Source organism: Mucilaginibacter sp. 22184 (assembly GCF_052045695.1).
Classification (GTDB): Bacteria; Bacteroidota; Bacteroidia; order Sphingobacteriales; family Sphingobacteriaceae; genus Mucilaginibacter.
Map to the genome: position 1 here is coordinate 379,169 of NZ_JBQEPI010000002.1, position 18,866 is coordinate 398,034.

The window sequence follows — 18,866 nt, forward strand, 5'->3', positions numbered from 1 at the left end:
TATTATTTAACTGTTAGGTATCTGTTTTAAACTATATTTTCTTTTTATTGGTTGCCCTTACCGCTTTTACCTGTGCCATAGTAATTGGCCCCGCCTTATTGGTAAAATTTTTCCTGACGTAGGTTAACACAGCGGCGATTTCTTGGTCTTTCAAAAAATCATGCGAGGGCATCACGTTGGAGTACGATTCACCATCGATATTCACATTTTCTGAAAAACCATTGAGCACTACCTTGATCAGCCGGGTTTTATAGCCCAGGACATAGGATGTTTTAATCAGCGGGGGATTCATATTCGGCACGCCACCGCCATCCCCCTGATGGCAGGTTAAACAATATTTTTCGTATATGCCTTTACCATCAACCGCAGCTAGCCTCGCGGCAGGTTTTGGTTTTGCTTTGGTTTTAATCTGGGCCAATAACGGAGCGCAACAAAAAAGGCAAGCGATGACCAGAATAGGTTTTTTCATTGTAACCATTATTTTTTAGTGTAGATGATACGATAAATGGTTCCTTTTGAATCGTCGGTAACATACAGGGAACCATCGGCACCCTGGGCCAGGCCGCATGGGCGATGATCGGCACGACCGGCAGCAGTCTTTTCAGGTGAACCGGAAAAACCATCAGCAAATACCTCCCAATCGCCCGCAGGTTTGCCGTCTTTAAATGGCTGAAAAACTACAAAGTAGCCAGCTTGCGGCTCCGGAGCACGGTTCCATGAACCATGGAATGCTATAAAAGCCCCGTTTTTATATTTTGTAGGAAACTGGTTACCGGTATAAAAAAGCAAACCATTTGGCGCCATGTGGCCTGGATAAGCAACTGCCGGGTCTATATATTTAGCATCAGCTTCTTTTTTACCATCGCCGCCGTACTCAGGAGCTTCTATCTTTTTATGCTGAATCTGGTCGTAATACATAAAAGGCCACCCAGCGTTGTCGCCCTTTTTTAGTGCATATAAACACTCTGCTGGTAATTCTGCCGATTGTTTAGTGGTATACAGTTCAGGCCATGAGCTGTTCAGATTATCGCGACCGTGTTGCATTACGAAAAGCTGGTTATCCTGCTGGTTCCATTCCATACCCACCATATTTCTTAGCCCGGTAGCATAGCGTACACCTTCACCATAGCTTTGGTTTAATTTATCAGTCCTGAACTGCCAAACACCACCCATGGAATCCAGTATAGGACAACCCGGTATGCCCGGCGAATGCAGGCCCCTGTCTTTCTCCTGACAGGAGTTAAACCAGGCGCCTATATTCACATAGATATTGCCATCATTATCCAGTGCAAATGATTTGGTTTCATGCTGACGGCCAGCCTTTAAACCGGTAACTATTTTCTCGGGCTGATCGGGGTTGATCACCTCATTTTTGTCATTCACTTTATACTTAAAAACTTCGGTGTTTGATGAGGCATACAGATAGCCTCCTTTTAACGCCACCTCCGTACCACCATAAGTTCCAAAGCTCGATTTAAGTTCAGCCTTGCCATTTGAGGCTTCATGTAATACTAAAATGCCTTTACCTTCTTTGTTGGGTCTGGCCAGCTTTACATAAATATCGCCCTGTGGCGTAACTACCAGGTGCCTTGCTTTGGCACCTGTTTCGGCTACTTTTAAGGCACCAAAACCATCCGGCAGTTTCAATCCCGCATTATCTGCATCGGGTACCACTTCTGAGCCTGGCTTTAACGCGTATAACGATACACTTACCGCAAACCCGGCCATCAACACCAGGTATTTGTTAAATTTGTTTTTCATATATAATTATAGTTCTTTTTTGTTTACGCTCGATAGCTTAACATCTGTAACCAACTGATTATTAATGGCCGGATTGTTTTATATTATCGCCACTTTTACCACCCTGGATTTTGTGTATACGGCGTACCAGTGATAGTTGCATCGATCTGAGCTTGTGGAATCGGGCGTAATACCTGAAAAGGTTTGATATTATTCTTTCCATCAGTATTATGCAGCTTTACCCGCTCCAAAAGTTTGCCGGTTCGCACTAAATCTGTCCAGCGCATCATTTCGCCGCATAGCTCCCGCGAACGCTCATCCAGGATAAAATCCAATGTAAGCTGACTGGCGGTGACATCCATTACTGAGGGATTGGCCGACGGGTAAGCCGCCCTTTCCCGTATGGCGTTTACATATTGTACGGCATCGGTCGCCCTGCCATCCATTACCAAAGCCTCCGCTGCTATCAAATAAGTTTCTGCCAGGCGATATATAATGATAGGCCTGCTTGATGGCGAGTTTTGATCTGGCCGTTTGGTATCAAAATACTTGAACATGGCCGGTGATAAAGCTATACTGTATTTACTTGGCGGAATAACCTGGTAACGGTATTTGGCAATCTGGGCTGCGGTCATTTCATAACCGGGCATCCATATAGCGGTATCCCCTACAGTAAACTTAGGTGCACCGGGCTGAGCTCCTGCCGGTGCACCTGCAGGCAGTGGGTTTGGCCAATTAGGCACCGAAGCAGCGTTATTGCATAACCAGGTTGTTTGAAACGTTTTGTTATAGCGCTTGTCGTTCACCCTTTCTTTAAACACAGTATCGGTAAGCCAATGGGTAGGTACTACACGTATGTAAGGGCGACCATAAAGTGTGCTGCGCTGCATACCTGGCTGCACTTCATATTTTGGAGCAAATAAATGGCAAAGCAAATTATCCGGACCGCTATTATTTTGGGTAGGCGAGCCATTGTAAGCCAATGTTGGAGTATGTTGAACCGACCACAATACTTCGCTGTTTGCCTCGTTGCCTTCTGCATATACACTTGCAAAATCCTGCTGCAACTTTAAGCCGCCTGCAGGAGCAACATTATTGATCAGATCAAGCGCTGTGGTGTAGGCATTTTTATAATCGTCGGCTTGTTTGGCTGATGAACCTGCTCTGGTCAGGTACACTTTTGCCAATGCGTGCATAGCCGCTGCTTTTGTGGCCTTGCCCGGGAGCACACCATTGGCTAGTGGACTGGCCGGAAGAACCGCAATAGCGTCTTTAAGATCCTGGATAATAAAAGTGTAAACATCAGCCATTGGCGACCTTGTGGCCGAGGTTGTTGGTGTAGCCTGAAATGTTTTATTTAAGGTTACATCGCCCCAGGATTGTACCAATATAAAATAATAATTGGCCCGCAAAAATTTGGCTTCACCAATGAGGCTTGCGGTAGTTGTGGCATCAAGACCCGATGGCGGATTACCAATTAGTCCGTTACAGGTATTAATATACGTATAGCAATTTTTCCATATACCGGCAACAATACCGTCAGACGTGTTAAAGTTACTGTTGTATTTTACCAGGCCGTTATTACCGTCGTTACCCGCAATAAATTCATCGGTGCCGGGTACAACCATTTCAAAATAACTGTCAGGCCCAAAAATAGTCCTGAAACCGGCATAGGCCGCCGTAAGGCCTGCCTGAAAACCTTGTGTGGTGGTAAAAAAGGCAGGAGTAAGTGTTGATTTTGGGTCTTCTACCAGTGCTTTTTTACATGCTGTGGTTAAAAGACCTAAAACTAAACAGGTGTATAAATATATAGATATCCTTTTCATCTTATTTCAATTTAAAGTGTCATGTTAAGACCGAATGTAAACGACTTGGTAGGCGGCGTATCCACATTTAAAGCCCCGGCTGTTTCCGGGTCAAGACCATGGAATTCGTTCCGGTAAGGCGAGAAAAGTATAAATGGATTTTGTGCCGTTGCATATATCCTTAATGACCTGGCCTTAATTCGCTTGGTTATCGACTCTGGCATATAGTATCCCAAAGTAAGACTCCGGATCTTTAAGAACGTACCATCAAAATAACTCAGCAAAGAAGAATACGGTGTATTTGTTGATGCTGAGTTTGGTTTAGGATAGTAATTCTGATGGTTGGTGGGCGTCCAGTAATCTTCATTGATGTTATTGTAATTACCCTGAAAAGTATTGATAAAACTGCCGCTTTGGAATACTTTGGAAGTTATTGTCCCTCCCACCCGGTAAACGCCAACCACAGTAAAATCAAAACCTTTGTAAGCAATACGGTTGGTAAAACCACCTGTATATTTGGGCTGATCGGATCCTAATATGATCCTATCATTGGCGTTGATCTTACCGTCCTTGTTCACATCCTCAACCCTAATGGTTCCGATAACAGAGCCTGTGCCTGTAGTAGTTAAACCCAGGCTTTTAGCCAAGGCCGAATCAGCTTTGGTGTTTTGCCATATACCGATCTTTTTATAATCAAATATCGCATTGATGGGTTGGCCGACAAATAACCCATTGGTGATATCCTGTGTAACGCCGCTTGCCAGCTTGGTAACTTTGCCGCGGTTAAAAGTGATATTGAAATTGGTTGTCCAGCTAAAAGTATTGCGACCGTTACCGGCTATATTAATAGAGCTTAGACTGATCTCTAAACCCTTATTTTGTGTTTGCCCAACATTGGTTAAAATGCTGTTGGGTATGCCTGATGTTGGTGGTAATGATAGTGGTAATAGTAATGACCGGGTGTATTGATGATAAGCGTCAACCGCGCCTGTGATCCGTCCGTCTAAGAAGCCGAAATCAAGTCCCAGGTTTAAAGTAGATGTATATTCCCATGTAAGGTTTGGATTAGGTACACTGGTGGGATAAGCACCCGTTAAATTGGTTGAACCAAAGTTATAGTTTACCGACGATAAGGCTCCCAAAGTTTGGTAAGGGTTAATAGCCGTATTACCCACGGTACCGTAGCTTGCTCTCAGTTTCAGATTTGTTAATACCTTTGAATCCTTCAGAAAGGATTCCTGGGTAACATTCCATGCCGCGGCGGCAGATGGAAAAACATGATATTTATTACCCGGTGCCAGGCGTGACGATCCGTCTGAACGCATGGTTAAGGTAAGCAAGTATTTATTGGCATAACCATAGTTTACCCTGGCCATATAGGATATAATATCCCACTTAGAATATGAACCCGATCCGTTTAAATTTGAACCGTACTGTGGGTTAAAGTATTGGATACCATCAGACAGGATATTGTTATAACTAAACGAGTTGGATTGCGACTGGCTTTCCTGCAAACTGTATAAACCGGTAAAGTTTATATGATGTTTTTGCGCAAATGTTCTGTCGTAAGTTAAAATATTTTCAAGGGTATAATTGTAGCTGTAAGTGCTTTGGTTATTTGCTGTAGATGCTCCTCCCAGGTTATTGGTAGTGGCACTGGCATAATAATTACCATATATATCGGGCCTTACTTCGGCACCGCCGTTAAACCGGTATTTTAAACCGGGTGCTAAATTTACTTCTGCATAGGCTGTTGTAAACGTTCCGAATCGTTTGCGGGTTTCAACCACTGCTCCGGGAACAAAATTGGCCAATGGGTTCCATACCTGGTTGGCACTGCCTGCTGTAAAACCTACCAGTTTACCGGTAGCATCATCATATGGCGTTGAAAGCGGGCTTGCCCTGAGTGCCTGACCAAGCGGGTTGGCATTTTCGCCATTGGTATAGCTCAAGGTGTTTAAAGCACTTAAACCAATCTTTACATTTTTGCCCAGTTGCTGGTCGACGCTCAATTTAAGCGAGTAACGAACAAATGACTGACCAAAGTAAATACCGGTTTCGTTATAGTACCCTCCTGATATAGCGTATTGAGTCAGATCAGTTCCTCCAGAAACACCTATTTGATGATCGGTCACGAAACCTGTTTTGTAGATGAGTTTTTGCCAATCGGTACTGCGGCCACTTTTAATGGAGGCTACTTCCTGTGGAGCAAATGAGCCATCGGTTAAAAAGGCAGGATCATCAATACCGGTGTATTTACCCGGGTTTCCGTTGATAAGGCCCCATTTTTTCAGATCCTCAAATTGTGGCCCATTCATGATATTGTAGTTCCCTAAAGGCTTATTAAAGCCGGCATAACCGCTATAGCTGACAGTTGTCCCACCTTTTTTTCCACGGCGGGTTGAAACCAGCAGAACGCCGTTAGCACCTCTTGAACCGTAGATGGCCGTTGATGACGCATCTTTTAATACTTCTAAAGAAACAATGTCATCCGGGTTGATATCATTGAGGCTGCCGTTAAAAGGGATACCATCAACTACGATTAATGGCGAGTTCGAAGCATTTATGGAACGGGTTCCCCTGATCAGGATAGATGGTGTTGCGCCGGGATGACTGTTACCGCCGCTTTTCTGGATATCAACACCTGCTGCCTGTCCTTGTAATGCCTGCCCTATATTGGAAGCCGGAATATCACGAAGTGCTTGCTCATTTACAGAAACGATAGAGCCGGTTACATCAGATTTTTTCTGAACACCATAACCTACTACGATCACATCATTCAATGATTTCAGGTCAGACACCATCACTACATTGATAACCGTTTGATTGTTAACCGGAATCCGCTGCTTTTTATAACCAATTGATGTAAAGGTAAGCACTGCATCAGATTCCACTTTAAGCGTGAAGCTACCACTTGCATTGGTAATAATGCCTTTTGTGGTGCCTTCAACACCTACAGAAACACCGGGCAGGGGGCCATTCGAATCCGATACTTTTCCGGTAACCGTAATTTCGGCGACGGATGCGTTATTCATATCCAGCGTCACCGGTTTACCGATCAATAAGTTAGCTTTTGACGATTCAGATTTGTCGTAGATAACAATTCCCGAATTGATTTCTTTGAAGGATAAATGGGTTTTAGCAAACAAATAATTTAAAACCCTGCCCAATGGTTCGTTCTGAAATTTACGCGGCGTTACACTGTAGCCTTTCAAATCGGCAGGGTTATAAGAAAACTTTATGTTTGATTGTTTTTCAAGCTTATCCAGGGAGTTTTGTAATGACTCGTTACCGAATGCAATTTTAACGGGCTGATCCGCTATCTGATCAATCAGGCCATTCGCATGCAATAGCTGGCTAAACACCAATGAGCTGATCATAACCAGCATGAATACCTTCCTGAAAAAAGTAAATAATTTAGTATGATTTTTTATCATCTTTACGTGGTTTTTTGGTAAAAAAACTAGCGATGAATTATTGGATTAGCTTGGAACCTGCCAATAACTCATTATGTTAACTCTGGCCGATATTACCGGCATTCAGCGGGTGATATCGGCTTATTTGGCTTACTGATTCACATTTTCTTCAGATAAACCTCCTTTCCTTTTATATCATAATCCAAATGATGAATGGTTTTAATGATATCCAGTACATATTGTAAAGTATTAGTTCTTGAAAAATGGATGGTAGTTGTAAGATGATGTATCCGGCTGTGATCATAATTGATCTGCACGTTATAAATGTTTTCCAAACGCATTATCAGTTCATCAAACGGGATAGTGTACAGGTTGATCTCGTTTGATGTCCAGGCAGCCACTTTTTCAGCATCAATTAATCTAACCCGATGAGTGCCTGCTTTTTGATCGTAAATAACCTCTTTACCTAAGGTGATCACGCCAAAGCTTGATGATTGCTTGCCTACTTCTACCCTGCCGCGGGTAACAGACAAGCGTACATCGCTAATACTTTTATAGAATTTCACATTAAATGCAGTTCCCAATACGCGTGCATGTAAACGGCCATAATGAACCGTAAATGGAGATTGATCATCATGCTTTATATCAAAATAGGCCTCGCCGTCAAGCAGTTCTATTTCCCTGGTTTTGCCAAAGTGATCGGGAAATTTCAGTACAGAACCGGAATTTAACCAAACCGTTGACCCATCAGGAAGCTGAATGTTTTTGATGCTGCCTTTGGGTGCGGCTACTGTTACCCAGCTGGCTTCTCCATTGGCAGATAATTTTTTGTACAAAAGTCCCGAACAGCACATCAGCAGTAAAAAGGCCGCCATGGTATATTTAGCCGTTGTAGTTTTCAGAAAATGCCATCTCCCCAAAATTTCTTTATGGATATTATGGAGCATTTCTTTTTCCACAGCACGCATAGCTTCCTCGTCCCGAAGATGTTCTTCCCCAATTTTATCATTGGGTTCAGGCCTTCGCCATAGCATCATGATGAATCTGTTTTTAGGTTTATGAACTGTTATTTAAACAGTTTTTGGTTTTGATACTATATACAAGGCTAAAGCAGCCTGGTACCAGATTTATTTTACTTTTATTGGCAGAAACTAAAACATACCCAGCTTTGTACGCAGTATCTTTAAAGCGTTGGAGAGTTGATTTTTTACCGTGCGGGGCGTAATGTTAAGGGTTTCAGAAATTTCCATAACGGAAAGATGCTCTCTGCGGGATAAAATGAATACTTCCTGCATTTTTCGGGGCAACTCCCTGATCTCGCCATCAATAACTATCGAAAGCTCTTTGGCCATCAGATTATCCTCATTGGTGTACTGATCAACTTCTTCAAGATATAGCAGTTTTTCCAGGCGCTTTCTCCTGGCCGAATCCTGCTTATAAAAATTGATGATATTATTTTTCAGGATCTTAAAAAGATAGGAAGGGGTATAAACATCAGGATTAAGGTTTTGCCTGCAATTCCATAAATTGATAAAAACGGTTTGCACCAGATCCTTGGCATCCTCCTGCGAGGATGTAGAACGATAAGCTGTTTGATACAATACACGCCAGTTTCTCTTATAAAACTCATTAAAGGCGCGGATATCACCCTCCTTAATTAATATGATCAATTCAATTTCTGAAACCATTGCTTAGCACTGATATGATTGATTACTTTATGCCTTTTTGTTCACTTTGCAGTCACTTGCGCCAGCAGCCACTTACTCAGATCATCCGCTGCCTTATCATTGTCAAACCCCATAGCAGCGGGTAGCCTGCCATTGGTATATTCATTATAAAGCCATGGATCGCCAACGGCCGCCACTATACCTTTTCCGTATCGCGACGTGCCCACAATTACATGCCCATCATCCATAAGCAGGGGTTTTGCGGGTGACGATAACTGTAGTGTTGCAATATCCTTCAGATAAACCTTTCTGGTGGTCTTAAACACTGGGTCATTCGCCGGAACATTGATGGCACCCATCTCAAACTGGGTACCGATCACGTGCTTATACAGATCATCGTTAAAATGTATTCCGAATTTTGCAGCCAGGGCATTTAGATGTGGTAACTCGGCATTCGCACTGTCATTGGCCATCAGCACCAATACACCGCCCTGCTTAACCCAATTGGCAATCGCCTTAATGTGCCGGTCTTCGATATAATGAGGGTTAACAGTTTCCTTTTTTGTATCCGGATCAACAATGATATAAATACCGGCGCCTTTTAGGTTATTGGAGGTCGGCTCATTCTCGAGGCTTTGCAAAGTGGCCCCGTTTTTCTTAAAAACATCGCCCCATATAGAAAAACCACTGCTTTTGGTATCTTCCCAGGTATAATGATACCGCTCCTGCTCGCCGGCCTTGTTTTTCCGGTATTCATTATTAAAATAATAATCAAGCGTAACCGTTTTTTGCTGTGCCTTTAAAACCGGCGATATTATTAAGCCGATGATCCATAAAATACCGTAAGCAGTAATCTTTCTCATGTTTCTTTAGTTTCTATCCATTATTTTAAATTAAACCTGGCCACATAGCCACCGCCAACACCCAAGTTCAGTGAAACCATATCGGTAGGTTTGGCCACTGAATCCCCCATTTTTAATGCCCCTGCATTATCCGGAACATCTGTCAGGCTTGCGCATTTAGCAGAATTTTTCAAAAAGCTGAGTGGTATTTGAATAGTTTTAGGCTGGGTGCCATTCATAACCGCTAAAAACCAGGTATTGCCTTTTCTGCGGGCAAATACGGCCAGTTCTCCTATTGCAGATGGCTTTAAAACAATAGTTTCGTCCCATACAGATGGGATACTTTTTATAATATCCACGCCGGGATTATCCAGCAAATGCTGCGGACTTGCAGCATAGGTTAATACCGGTGCACTTAAAATAATAGCGCTGGCAATTTGATTTGTCCAGGTGGTATTTTTGCGGCGTTCGCCGAAGTGTACGGGAGTATATTCAGCAGGGCCCGCCAAAAACCGTGTGAATGGTAAGGTAGTACTATGTGTTGCTCTGTCGGCCAGGCGGCTTGATTCCATCCCTTTAACTGCTTCGCGGGTGAGCTCATTCGGCCAGGTACGCAGTTGACCTGTTGGTTTATTGGAACCATGAAAATCAACCAGTAAATGCAGTTGGGCGGTCTCCACCAAAATATCCTGGTACAGATCAACCACTTCTTTAGCTTCGTTATCAAAGAAATCGATCTTTAATCCGCTGATACCTAAATCATGACAGCGCTTGAATTTTGCCTGTCTTACCGAGGCATCGCGCAGATCTTTAGAGTGCATCCATACCCATATGCCCACTCCTTTTTGTTTGGAATAGCTTGTCAGATCTTTGATTTCATCATCGCTCCATTTTTCCCAAAAACCTTCGAGTATATTATGTTCAAAACCCAGTTCGGCTGCCAGGCGTGAATATTCTTTCATGTTATTCACAGTTTTATCGCCTGCACCATCCAGGTATTGCCATACGGCTCGCCCCGGTTTTATCCATGAGGTAAGGATTCCGTCGGGAAAGTATTTTTTATCAGGCGGCGGGCACAAATTATGTACGGCATCACAATTAACCAGCGTATTCAGATCTGAGCCTATCATAACCACACGCCATGGCGTAGTAATGGTACCGTTGATTGCCGCCGGTTTGGACACCCGCGCTATATCGTCTTTACTATACCTCAATTCATAAGGATGGGAGATCGGGTGATGATCTGCCAGTTGTAAAACCAGTTTTCCTTGCCCTGCCGATTGCAAAGCCATACCTGCATAGTTTTTCAGATCAGCTTCGGTAATAGAAGCATAACCTGCATTACCTGGCAGTTTAAAAGTAGCAGGCGGCGCTATCCATTGCCCGGCACTTATCGAATCTATAGATTTTTTAGTATGCTGCCCTTCATAATGACCGTTCAGATCATGATACCAGATGGTACTACCGGCAGGCACATTAAACTCTGTAGTTTCATCAGGGATACGCTTATCATTTTTATTCCCCGGTATAATAAAGCTAAAAGCAGCCGCATCATTAAATACCCGAACATCAAGCTGATAGCTGATCTTACCATGCTGGAGCTTTATTTTTGCACCATTAAAATGATTAACAGCTAAGGAGTGTGCGCCATACCATGGATAGCTTTCATTTATGCTGTATGTGGAGTTTCCGGTAATGGTGGCATGGTTAGTGAGCACGCTTTTATCAACACTGATATGTAAAGCTGAAGCATTGATAACCGCTTTGTTTTTGTATTGAATATTATAAGATAAAGCCCCTGCTTTATTAAATACTTCTAAACGCACCTGCTTATCGGGACTATAAACAATAACATTACCCAGGGCAAACAATACAGAGGGGCAAGTTATAAGCATGATTATCAGGCTCATAACTATTTTAAATTGATGTTTAGTTGTCATTGATGTTTTCTGATGATAATTGTATCTGGGTTAATAGCCTGGTGTTTGTTTAAATGCCGTATTACCCACCGCTTTGGCTATATCTATCTCGGTTTGCGGCACCGGCCATATGGTATCACGCAGCGGGAATGTGCGCTGGGCTGCGTTGGGGTCTTTGATGGTTGGTATGATTACCCTGTCGAGCCCCCATCTTTTCAGATCGAAATACCGCTGACCTTCCAAAGCCAGTTCAATCCGCCGTTCATGCCGTATGCGGGTACGCATGTCGGCCTGTGAAAGTCCGGAGGGTATGGCAGGCATATTTACACCTGGTCGTGTACGAACAGCATTAATAGCCGCATAAACACTGGCATCAGGACCTGAAACCTCATTTTTGGCTTCGGCATACATCAGCAAAACATCGGCATATCGAAGATACACCCAATCCTGGTCGCTTTGTGTACCGATAACGGTTGCCCGTGTTGAGTCAACACCTTTTTTGTTCAGGAATCCGGCCGTAGCGCCTATGGCAGCAGGAACAAAGGGTATCCCTCCCTTGTACAAAACACCCGGAGTTAATATGGTAGCGAGTAACCGTGGATCGCGATTGGCATATGGTGTTGCCGGTTTATATAATGGTGATGTGCTAATAGGCAGGCCGTCTGTGCACTCATAATCATCAACCAGATAGCCCAAAGGCTGAAAACTGGAGCTGTAGGTGTACAAATAATCAGCTGGGCTAAATGCAGTAGGAACCTGGTATCTGCCCGAAAACATGATCTCGGGATTGTTATTTTGCCCTGATTTTAAGAACAAACCCTTATAACCACCGGTATAAATGCTGAATTTCCCGTCAGCTATGATCGCATTGGCAACAGTAGCAGCCTGCTGGTATTGGCGATTCGCCAGGTATACCTTTACAATATAACCCAAAGCCGAACCTTTAACCGCATGGCCGCTATAAGCCGTATTGGGCAGGTTATTGGCGGCAAAGTTTAGATCGCTGAGTATGGTATCAATCACTACAGCTTTAGGCGTTCTGCCCATTTGTGAATTTGCCGGGTTAATGTTTATCTGGTGGGTAGACAGTACCACATCGCCATATAACTGGTTAAGCAAAAAATACCAGTAAGCCCGCACAAACCGTACTTCGGCTATGTATTGATACAGCGTTTGCGATGGCAGATTGATTTTCCGCACATTATCCAGAAAAGTATTACAAGCCTGTATAGCCCGGTACGATGTGGTATAGGCATCGGATTGCAAACCACCTACGGTTGGCGTAATAGCCCCCTGAGCAATATTAGAGTATGCGCCGCTATAGGCATTGTCGCTCAGGCTTTCCCAGTAAGGTGTACCTGCTCCAAAACCCTGACCCGTATTGGTTGAAGAGGTGTAATTAAAGCCCTGTATAAAAAAACTATAAATACCCGATAGCGCAAGATCGGCGTCGTTCTGTGTTTTCCAGTATACCCCGCTGCCTATGTCTGCAGGAGGGTTCTGATCTAAAAGGTTCTTTTTACAGGCAAATAATAGGGTTGCCATCAAAAAGATCATCAAATATTTTACTGCTGTTTTCATCATTATTTTGATAAATAAGTTTAAAATGTAGCCTTTATCCCAAAAGAATAAACCTGGTTTTGCGGGTGCGTAACAAATCGTGTGTTGGAAGCCACCCTCTCCGGATCAAGTCCAGGGAACTTGGTGAACGTAAACAGGTTATCCCCGGCAAAATAGATGCGTAAACCTGACATGAACAGGCGGTTAGCAAAATTCTTTGGCAGATTATACCCTAACTGAACATTCTTTAATCGCAGGAAAGAAGCATCTTTTAAATAATAGGTAGATGCTGTATTGGCATTACTGCTGATATTACCCTGACCCAATACATAAACCATAGGCATAGTGGTACTGTGGTTAGTGGGTGTCCAGGCATTCAGCCACTCGCTTGGCGGCGGCGAACCCTGGTTAAATGGTTGTATACCCCACCCATTTACATATAGCTTTTGACCATATGAACCATAAAAGAAAACGGTCAGATCAAAATTATTCCAGGTGGCACCAGTGTTAAAAGAATAATCAAATTTGGGATAAGCGCCTGGTACAATTACACGGTCATTATCATCAACCTTGCCATCGTTATTGGTGTCGGCATATTTGATATACCCCGGTTGAGGATTGTATTGTTGCTTAGGTGAGTTGGCGATCTCTTCTGCCGATTGAAATATTCCCACATACTTTAGCATATAAAAACTCCCATAAGGTTGGCCTTCCTGGTTAATGGTATTGGTACCGGTGTTGATAGCAGGAGCACCATATGATACCAACGTGTTTTTATTAGCTTGTATAGTTCCGCCAAAGGTGAAACCGACCTTACCAAATCGATCATTATATTGAAATGAAGCCTCAATACCGGTATTTTTCATTTTACCATAATTGATGGTCGGTGCGCTCAACCCGAAGTATAAAGGGGTAAGGGGTGCGGCATTTTCGAGAATACCAGAGGTTAACTTGTTATACCAATCGAAGGAAAAGCTCAGCTTATTGTTAAACACTGCTATATCGGTACCCAGATCAAATACACGGGTTGTTTCCCATTTGATAGCGGGGTTGGTCAATGAGTTATTAACTACGCCGCTGGTAACCGTGCTGCCCGAAAATGGATAAGCATAGCTGGTTTTGTTATTGTAATAGCTTTTAAAGTTATAGGTTTCCTGGTAAGGATAATTGCCGATATTCTGATTACCGAGGTTACCCAAAGAAGCCCGGAGTTTCAGGTTGCTTAACCAGGTCACATTGGTCAGGAATTTCTCTTTGGTAGCCACCCATCCTACAGACACCGACGGAAAAAATGCCCACCTGTTATTCGCTGGAAAACGCGATGAGGCGTCATAGCGGGCATTGGCCTCTAACAGGTATTTCTCCTGGTAATCATAGTTAAACCGGCCATAGTATGAGTGCAGGGCGTAAATATTGCTGGTTCCGTTGTTTAGCTGCGAAGCAACCGGTCCGGCATCAATTTCCTGCAGCGTGTTGGTAGCAAAAGGCAGGTTGCGGATACCTTCTAAATTTTGTGATTTGTTATACTCTACCTGGGTACCAGCCAGCAATTTGAAATTGTGTGAATTATTGATCGATTTGCTATAGGTAAGCTGGGTGTAAGTGATTGGGTAAAAGGTATTATTATCGGTTACATCGATACCCTGTCCGTTTACGTCAAGTGTGCGCTCGGGGGCATCAGTGGGCTTGGCAAACCAATTGTACTGATTAATTACAGGTTTAAAATCGGTGGTTTTGTTAAAATCAAAGTTAAAACCCGCGTTGGTACGCCATTCCAGGCCTTTTAATAAGCGTATATTGAGGTAGAAACTGCTTTGTACATAATAATCATTTTGCTTATTAATAGCGTTCTGCGCAATTGCTATCGGGTTTTTATTGGGGGTTTGTACGCTTGGGAATACCGAATTGGTGTAACGTCCGCTGCCATCAGGCAAAATGGGGCCGTATAATGGTGTTTGTGATAGTGCCGACAGGAATTGATCCTGACTTCCTCTTGAGGTATACCCCCGTTCGCTATAGTTTAAAGTAATATTTGATCCAAATGTTGCCCATTTATTAAGTTTAGAATTCAGGTTAGCCTGTAAATTGTATTTTTTATAATAGTATCCCAGCATGACATCGGGCTGGTCAACAAAACCTAAGCCCACGTTAAAGGTTGTGCCGTTGCTGCCGCCGGTTATGCCAATGTGATGTGTTTGTACGTTTACGGTTCGAAAAATAGCATCCAGCCAGTTATAGTTAGGATACAATTTAGGGTCTGAAGGATTTTGATACAATGCTATCTGCGCATCGGTAAATTTGTTGGGGTAGTTTGAATTGGTAGCGGCCTGATTCCATAAGGTCATGTACTGCACCGAATTATAGATCAGGTTTTCGGGCAAAGCCGTTGCGCGGGTTATCCCCAGGTTATAATCATAGGAAAGCTGCACTTTACCTTCTTTACCTTGTTTGGTAGTAACCAATATCACACCGTTGGCCGCACGGGTACCGTAGATAGATGCAGATGCCGCGTCTTTCAACACCGTTACCGATTCAATATTTTGCGGATCAAGGGCGGTTAGGCTTCCCGGTAAACCGTCAATGATAACAAATGGCGCATTACCCGCACCGCTAAAAGTTCCGTTACCCCTTATCCGCAGGGTTGTACCCTCATTACCAGCCTCACCAGACCCCTGCACAACAGATAAGCCTGGTAATTTACCTTGTAAGAGCTGGGTTGGATCGGTAGCTACCCTTTTGTTTAGCTCCGTACCTGTAACGGTGGCCACCGCGCCGGTCAAATCAGCTTTCTTTTGGGTTCCGTATCCAACTACTACAACCTCGTTCAGGTTATTAGTAGCATCTTTCAAAGTAATATTGATGGTTGTTTGGCTGCCAACCGTTATTTCCCTTGTTTCAAAACTAACATAGGAAAATACCAGCACCGCCTGCTCATCTGGTACTTTTATAGCATAGTGCCCCTGCACATCGGTTATAGTACCAGTTACTGATCCTTTTACTTTTATGTTGACACCAATTAAGGGTTGTCCTTTATCATCAACAACCTTACCCTGAACATCAATGCTGACCTTTATATCTGTTTTAGCCTCGGCTTCTTTTTGCTTGATTACAATGGTGCCCTGGATGATCTTATAAGTGATGGGCTGATCCTTAAAGCATGTATTTAAGGCGTCCTCCACCTTTACATGTTCCAGATCGATATTTTTTATGTGGATGCGCGATATATCCTGTTTTACGTTTACATAGATCAGTTGATAGCCGCTTTGCTTTTCAATAGATTCCAGGACGGTTTTGATACTTACATTTTTTTCGTGCAGCGTTACAGTTTGGCTCAAACTTCTTGCGCTTACACTGGTAAAAAAGGCAATCATTATAATGGCAATCAGTTTCATAACCAATAAAATTTTAGTTATAGCCGGCCACTTGCCCGGCGTGGACTTAGAAATGAATTTCATACTTTTGTACAGTTTGGGTTAGACTCGAATTTTCAATTATGCGGTCAGCAATAATTGGTTTGCCCAGATATAACCGGGTGAGTGTTCCAGCACTCTCCGGTTTTTATCATCGTTAAAAATGTGTGAAACGGGCCGCGTAACTGTGCCCTGTATTTCTTAAGGTGTAGCAGGTATTTGTTCGTTCATCGTTCTTAATTTAAGTTGAATAATTGGTTAAATGCTCTCGTAAACAGATCTGTCTTCTCACACACCGATCTGTTATTTAGTTATGGTTACGGTTTTTCCTTTGATATTGAAGTGCAGGCCTGCGTACTTTAGTATGTTCACAAACCCATAAAAATCAACCTTACGCGACATTTTGCCGCTAAACTGAATTTCCGGGATATCGCCCTCGTAAACCACATCCAGATCATACCACCGGGCAGCCTGTTGCATAATCCCTTTGATACCGGCATCTTTAAATATAAAGAAGCCATTTTTCCAGGCCATTTCCTCTTCTATATTGATATCGCTTGTTATTTTTTGCTGGCCCTGGTTATTTATGATTGCCTGTTGCCCCGGCTTGATCACATTAACACCAGATGATGATTGAACCCTTACAGATCCCTCTAACAAGGTAGTTTTACAATTAAGCTCATCGTCATAAGCCATTACGTTAAAGTGTGTACCTAAAACCTGTACATCGGCCTTATTTGTTTTTACAATAAATGGCATGGCAGTATTTTTTGCAACTTCAAAATAAGCCTCGCCGGTTAAGTAAACTTTGCGTTCTTTTCCAATGAAAGTAGTGGGATATTTCAGGGTAGATGCCGAGTTCATCCAAACCTTTGAACCATCGGCCAATATCAGCTGGTACTCTCCGCCCCTCGGAACCATAATGGTATTGAATGCAGGCGTTTGCGCAGCATCAGCATCACGGCCATTTTGTTTGTAGGTAAGCACATCATTTTGATTAGATACGGCTGTACCATCTTTTTCGCTCAGCGATATATTTTGGTGTTTTTTAAGGGTTACTTTTTGACCATTATCCAGTATCAATATAGCATGATTGCTTCCGGGATTAATTGGGGTTTGTGCTATTTTATTAACCTGCTTTTTCTCTGACCACTCATTTCCCCGGTATAATAAAAAGGAAACACTAAGCAGCAATAACACTACAGCTGCATATTTCAGTAGCGACAGGTATTTAAAACGCCGAGGTGTTTCTATTACATCCAGCTTTCCTTGTAGCTTTTGCCATGCCGCGTTGTTATCTATCGTATTCCAATATTTCAGTTGCTTCTCCAGGTGATCAGGATCGGTCAGCTTATTAAACAGTTCACGGTTATCTTCGCTTTCATCCATCCAATTTTCCAGCCACAGATGCTCATCTGGTGAAATATCACCATTTAGCAATTTGCCGATAAGCCCGGCAACATAAATATCGCGTTCGGTTTTTTCCATTGGTTACTATACAAACACCTATGGCTACGCAACGGGTGACAGCTTTTCAAAAAAAATTATTTAAACGTGAGTCCAGGCTAAGAAATGTGATCATTTTTTGACAAAAGTGGGTTTACATGGTTTACACTTTTTACGGCTTACATAAATTTAACTAATTGAAAATAAGATAGTTAAATATGAAAAACACATTAAATTGGGCAAATAGTGTAAACCCACAAATAAAGCATTCGGGATACCATTAAGTAAGGAGAATACCTATTCAAACCTCGCCATATTTCATACTGACTCACAGTACTTTATGTATCAACAATGCTATAGCAGTTGGCGAGTGTTTTAGTATTTCGCGCAGAATACGCAGGCTGCGTACTTTTTGAGTTTTTACGGTATTGATAGAAACCTGCAGGTAATCGGCTGTTTCCTGGTTGCTTAGTCCTTCAAAATAACTGAGATAGATTACCTTACGATAGCCTGGTGGCAATTGTTCGACGGCCCGCTGCACCTCTTCCAGTACCTCCGCTTCAATGAGTTGATGGATGATATTGGGTTGTTCAATAGTTTCTACTAATGCGTTTTCAAATTTATCAACCACCTTTTGGTGCCTGTAGGAATTAATGCAGCTATTTTTGGTAGTTAAATATAAAAAGGCCTTTATCGCATTCAAGTCGGTAAAATTCCCCCGGCGTTCCCATAATTTTACAAAAGCATCCTGAACAATATCTTCAACGAAATTTTCATTAACGATCCCGGCGGCAAAGAAACATACACGTTTGTAAAAAAAGTTAAAAACGTGATTGAACGCTCCCATATCACCACTTTGAAATGCTGTTATCGAAACTTTTTCGGGCATAAATATCAATCTTAGTTTTTTAGGTTAACCGTACCGACTGTAACTCTAAAACCGGGCTTAACCAGTTTGTTTAGACTGCCTTATTTTTGCAGTCAGGAAAGGTCATGATCAAGCGCTATTCGCGGTTATAATTGGTTAACTAAATTAGAGATAAATGCGAACAGAAGAACAG

At 42.8% G+C, this 18,866-nt stretch carries 12 protein-coding genes; all 12 read right to left on the minus strand.

What is annotated here, in order from left to right:
- Positions 1 to 31 precede the first annotated feature (31 nt).
- The gene (locus ACTJKG_RS06620) at positions 32 to 469 is read right to left on the minus strand and encodes a c-type cytochrome (protein ID WP_440738709.1); all 438 of its coding nucleotides are present in this window, start codon (positions 467 to 469) and stop codon (positions 32 to 34) included.
- A gap of 8 nt (positions 470 to 477) precedes the next feature.
- Positions 478 to 1,761 carry a PQQ-dependent sugar dehydrogenase gene (locus tag ACTJKG_RS06625; protein ID WP_172333119.1) on the minus strand — a complete coding sequence of 428 codons (1,284 nt, stop codon included), beginning with the start codon at positions 1,759 to 1,761 and terminating at the stop codon, positions 478 to 480.
- Between the two features lie 95 nt (positions 1,762 to 1,856).
- Complete coding sequence (locus tag ACTJKG_RS06630) at positions 1,857 to 3,566, minus strand: RagB/SusD family nutrient uptake outer membrane protein (protein ID WP_440738710.1); 1,710 nt, start codon at positions 3,564 to 3,566, stop codon at positions 1,857 to 1,859.
- 11 nt (positions 3,567 to 3,577) lie between these two features.
- Positions 3,578 to 6,982 (minus strand): SusC/RagA family TonB-linked outer membrane protein, encoded by a 3,405-nt coding sequence (locus ACTJKG_RS06635; RefSeq protein WP_440738711.1) that lies wholly within the window; start codon positions 6,980 to 6,982, stop codon positions 3,578 to 3,580.
- Between the two features lie 137 nt (positions 6,983 to 7,119).
- Positions 7,120 to 7,998, minus strand: a complete 879-nt coding sequence (locus tag ACTJKG_RS06640) for a FecR family protein (protein ID WP_440738712.1) — start codon at positions 7,996 to 7,998, stop codon at positions 7,120 to 7,122.
- 114 nt (positions 7,999 to 8,112) lie between these two features.
- Positions 8,113 to 8,649, minus strand: a complete 537-nt coding sequence (locus ACTJKG_RS06645; RefSeq protein ID WP_440738713.1) for an RNA polymerase sigma factor — start codon at positions 8,647 to 8,649, stop codon at positions 8,113 to 8,115.
- A 41-nt stretch (positions 8,650 to 8,690) separates the two neighbouring features.
- On the minus strand, positions 8,691 to 9,491 hold the full coding sequence (locus ACTJKG_RS06650; RefSeq protein ID WP_440738714.1) for a DUF4350 domain-containing protein: 801 nt from the start codon (positions 9,489 to 9,491) through the stop codon (positions 8,691 to 8,693).
- 20 nt (positions 9,492 to 9,511) lie between these two features.
- Complete coding sequence (locus ACTJKG_RS06655; protein WP_440738715.1) at positions 9,512 to 11,380, minus strand: glycoside hydrolase family 97 catalytic domain-containing protein; 1,869 nt, start codon at positions 11,378 to 11,380, stop codon at positions 9,512 to 9,514.
- Positions 11,381 to 11,440: 60 nt separating this feature from the next.
- The gene (locus ACTJKG_RS06660) at positions 11,441 to 12,973 is read right to left on the minus strand and encodes a RagB/SusD family nutrient uptake outer membrane protein (protein WP_440738716.1); all 1,533 of its coding nucleotides are present in this window, start codon (positions 12,971 to 12,973) and stop codon (positions 11,441 to 11,443) included.
- 17 nt (positions 12,974 to 12,990) lie between these two features.
- Positions 12,991 to 16,341: a SusC/RagA family TonB-linked outer membrane protein gene (locus ACTJKG_RS06665; protein WP_440738717.1), complete on the minus strand. Its 3,351-nt coding sequence runs from the start codon at positions 16,339 to 16,341 to the stop codon at positions 12,991 to 12,993.
- A gap of 321 nt (positions 16,342 to 16,662) precedes the next feature.
- A complete protein-coding gene (locus ACTJKG_RS06670) occupies positions 16,663 to 17,847 on the minus strand; it encodes a FecR family protein (protein ID WP_440738718.1) in 1,185 nt (394 codons plus the stop codon).
- A gap of 286 nt (positions 17,848 to 18,133) precedes the next feature.
- Positions 18,134 to 18,694: an RNA polymerase sigma factor gene (locus tag ACTJKG_RS06675; RefSeq protein ID WP_440738719.1), complete on the minus strand. Its 561-nt coding sequence runs from the start codon at positions 18,692 to 18,694 to the stop codon at positions 18,134 to 18,136.
- Positions 18,695 to 18,866 lie beyond the last annotated feature (172 nt).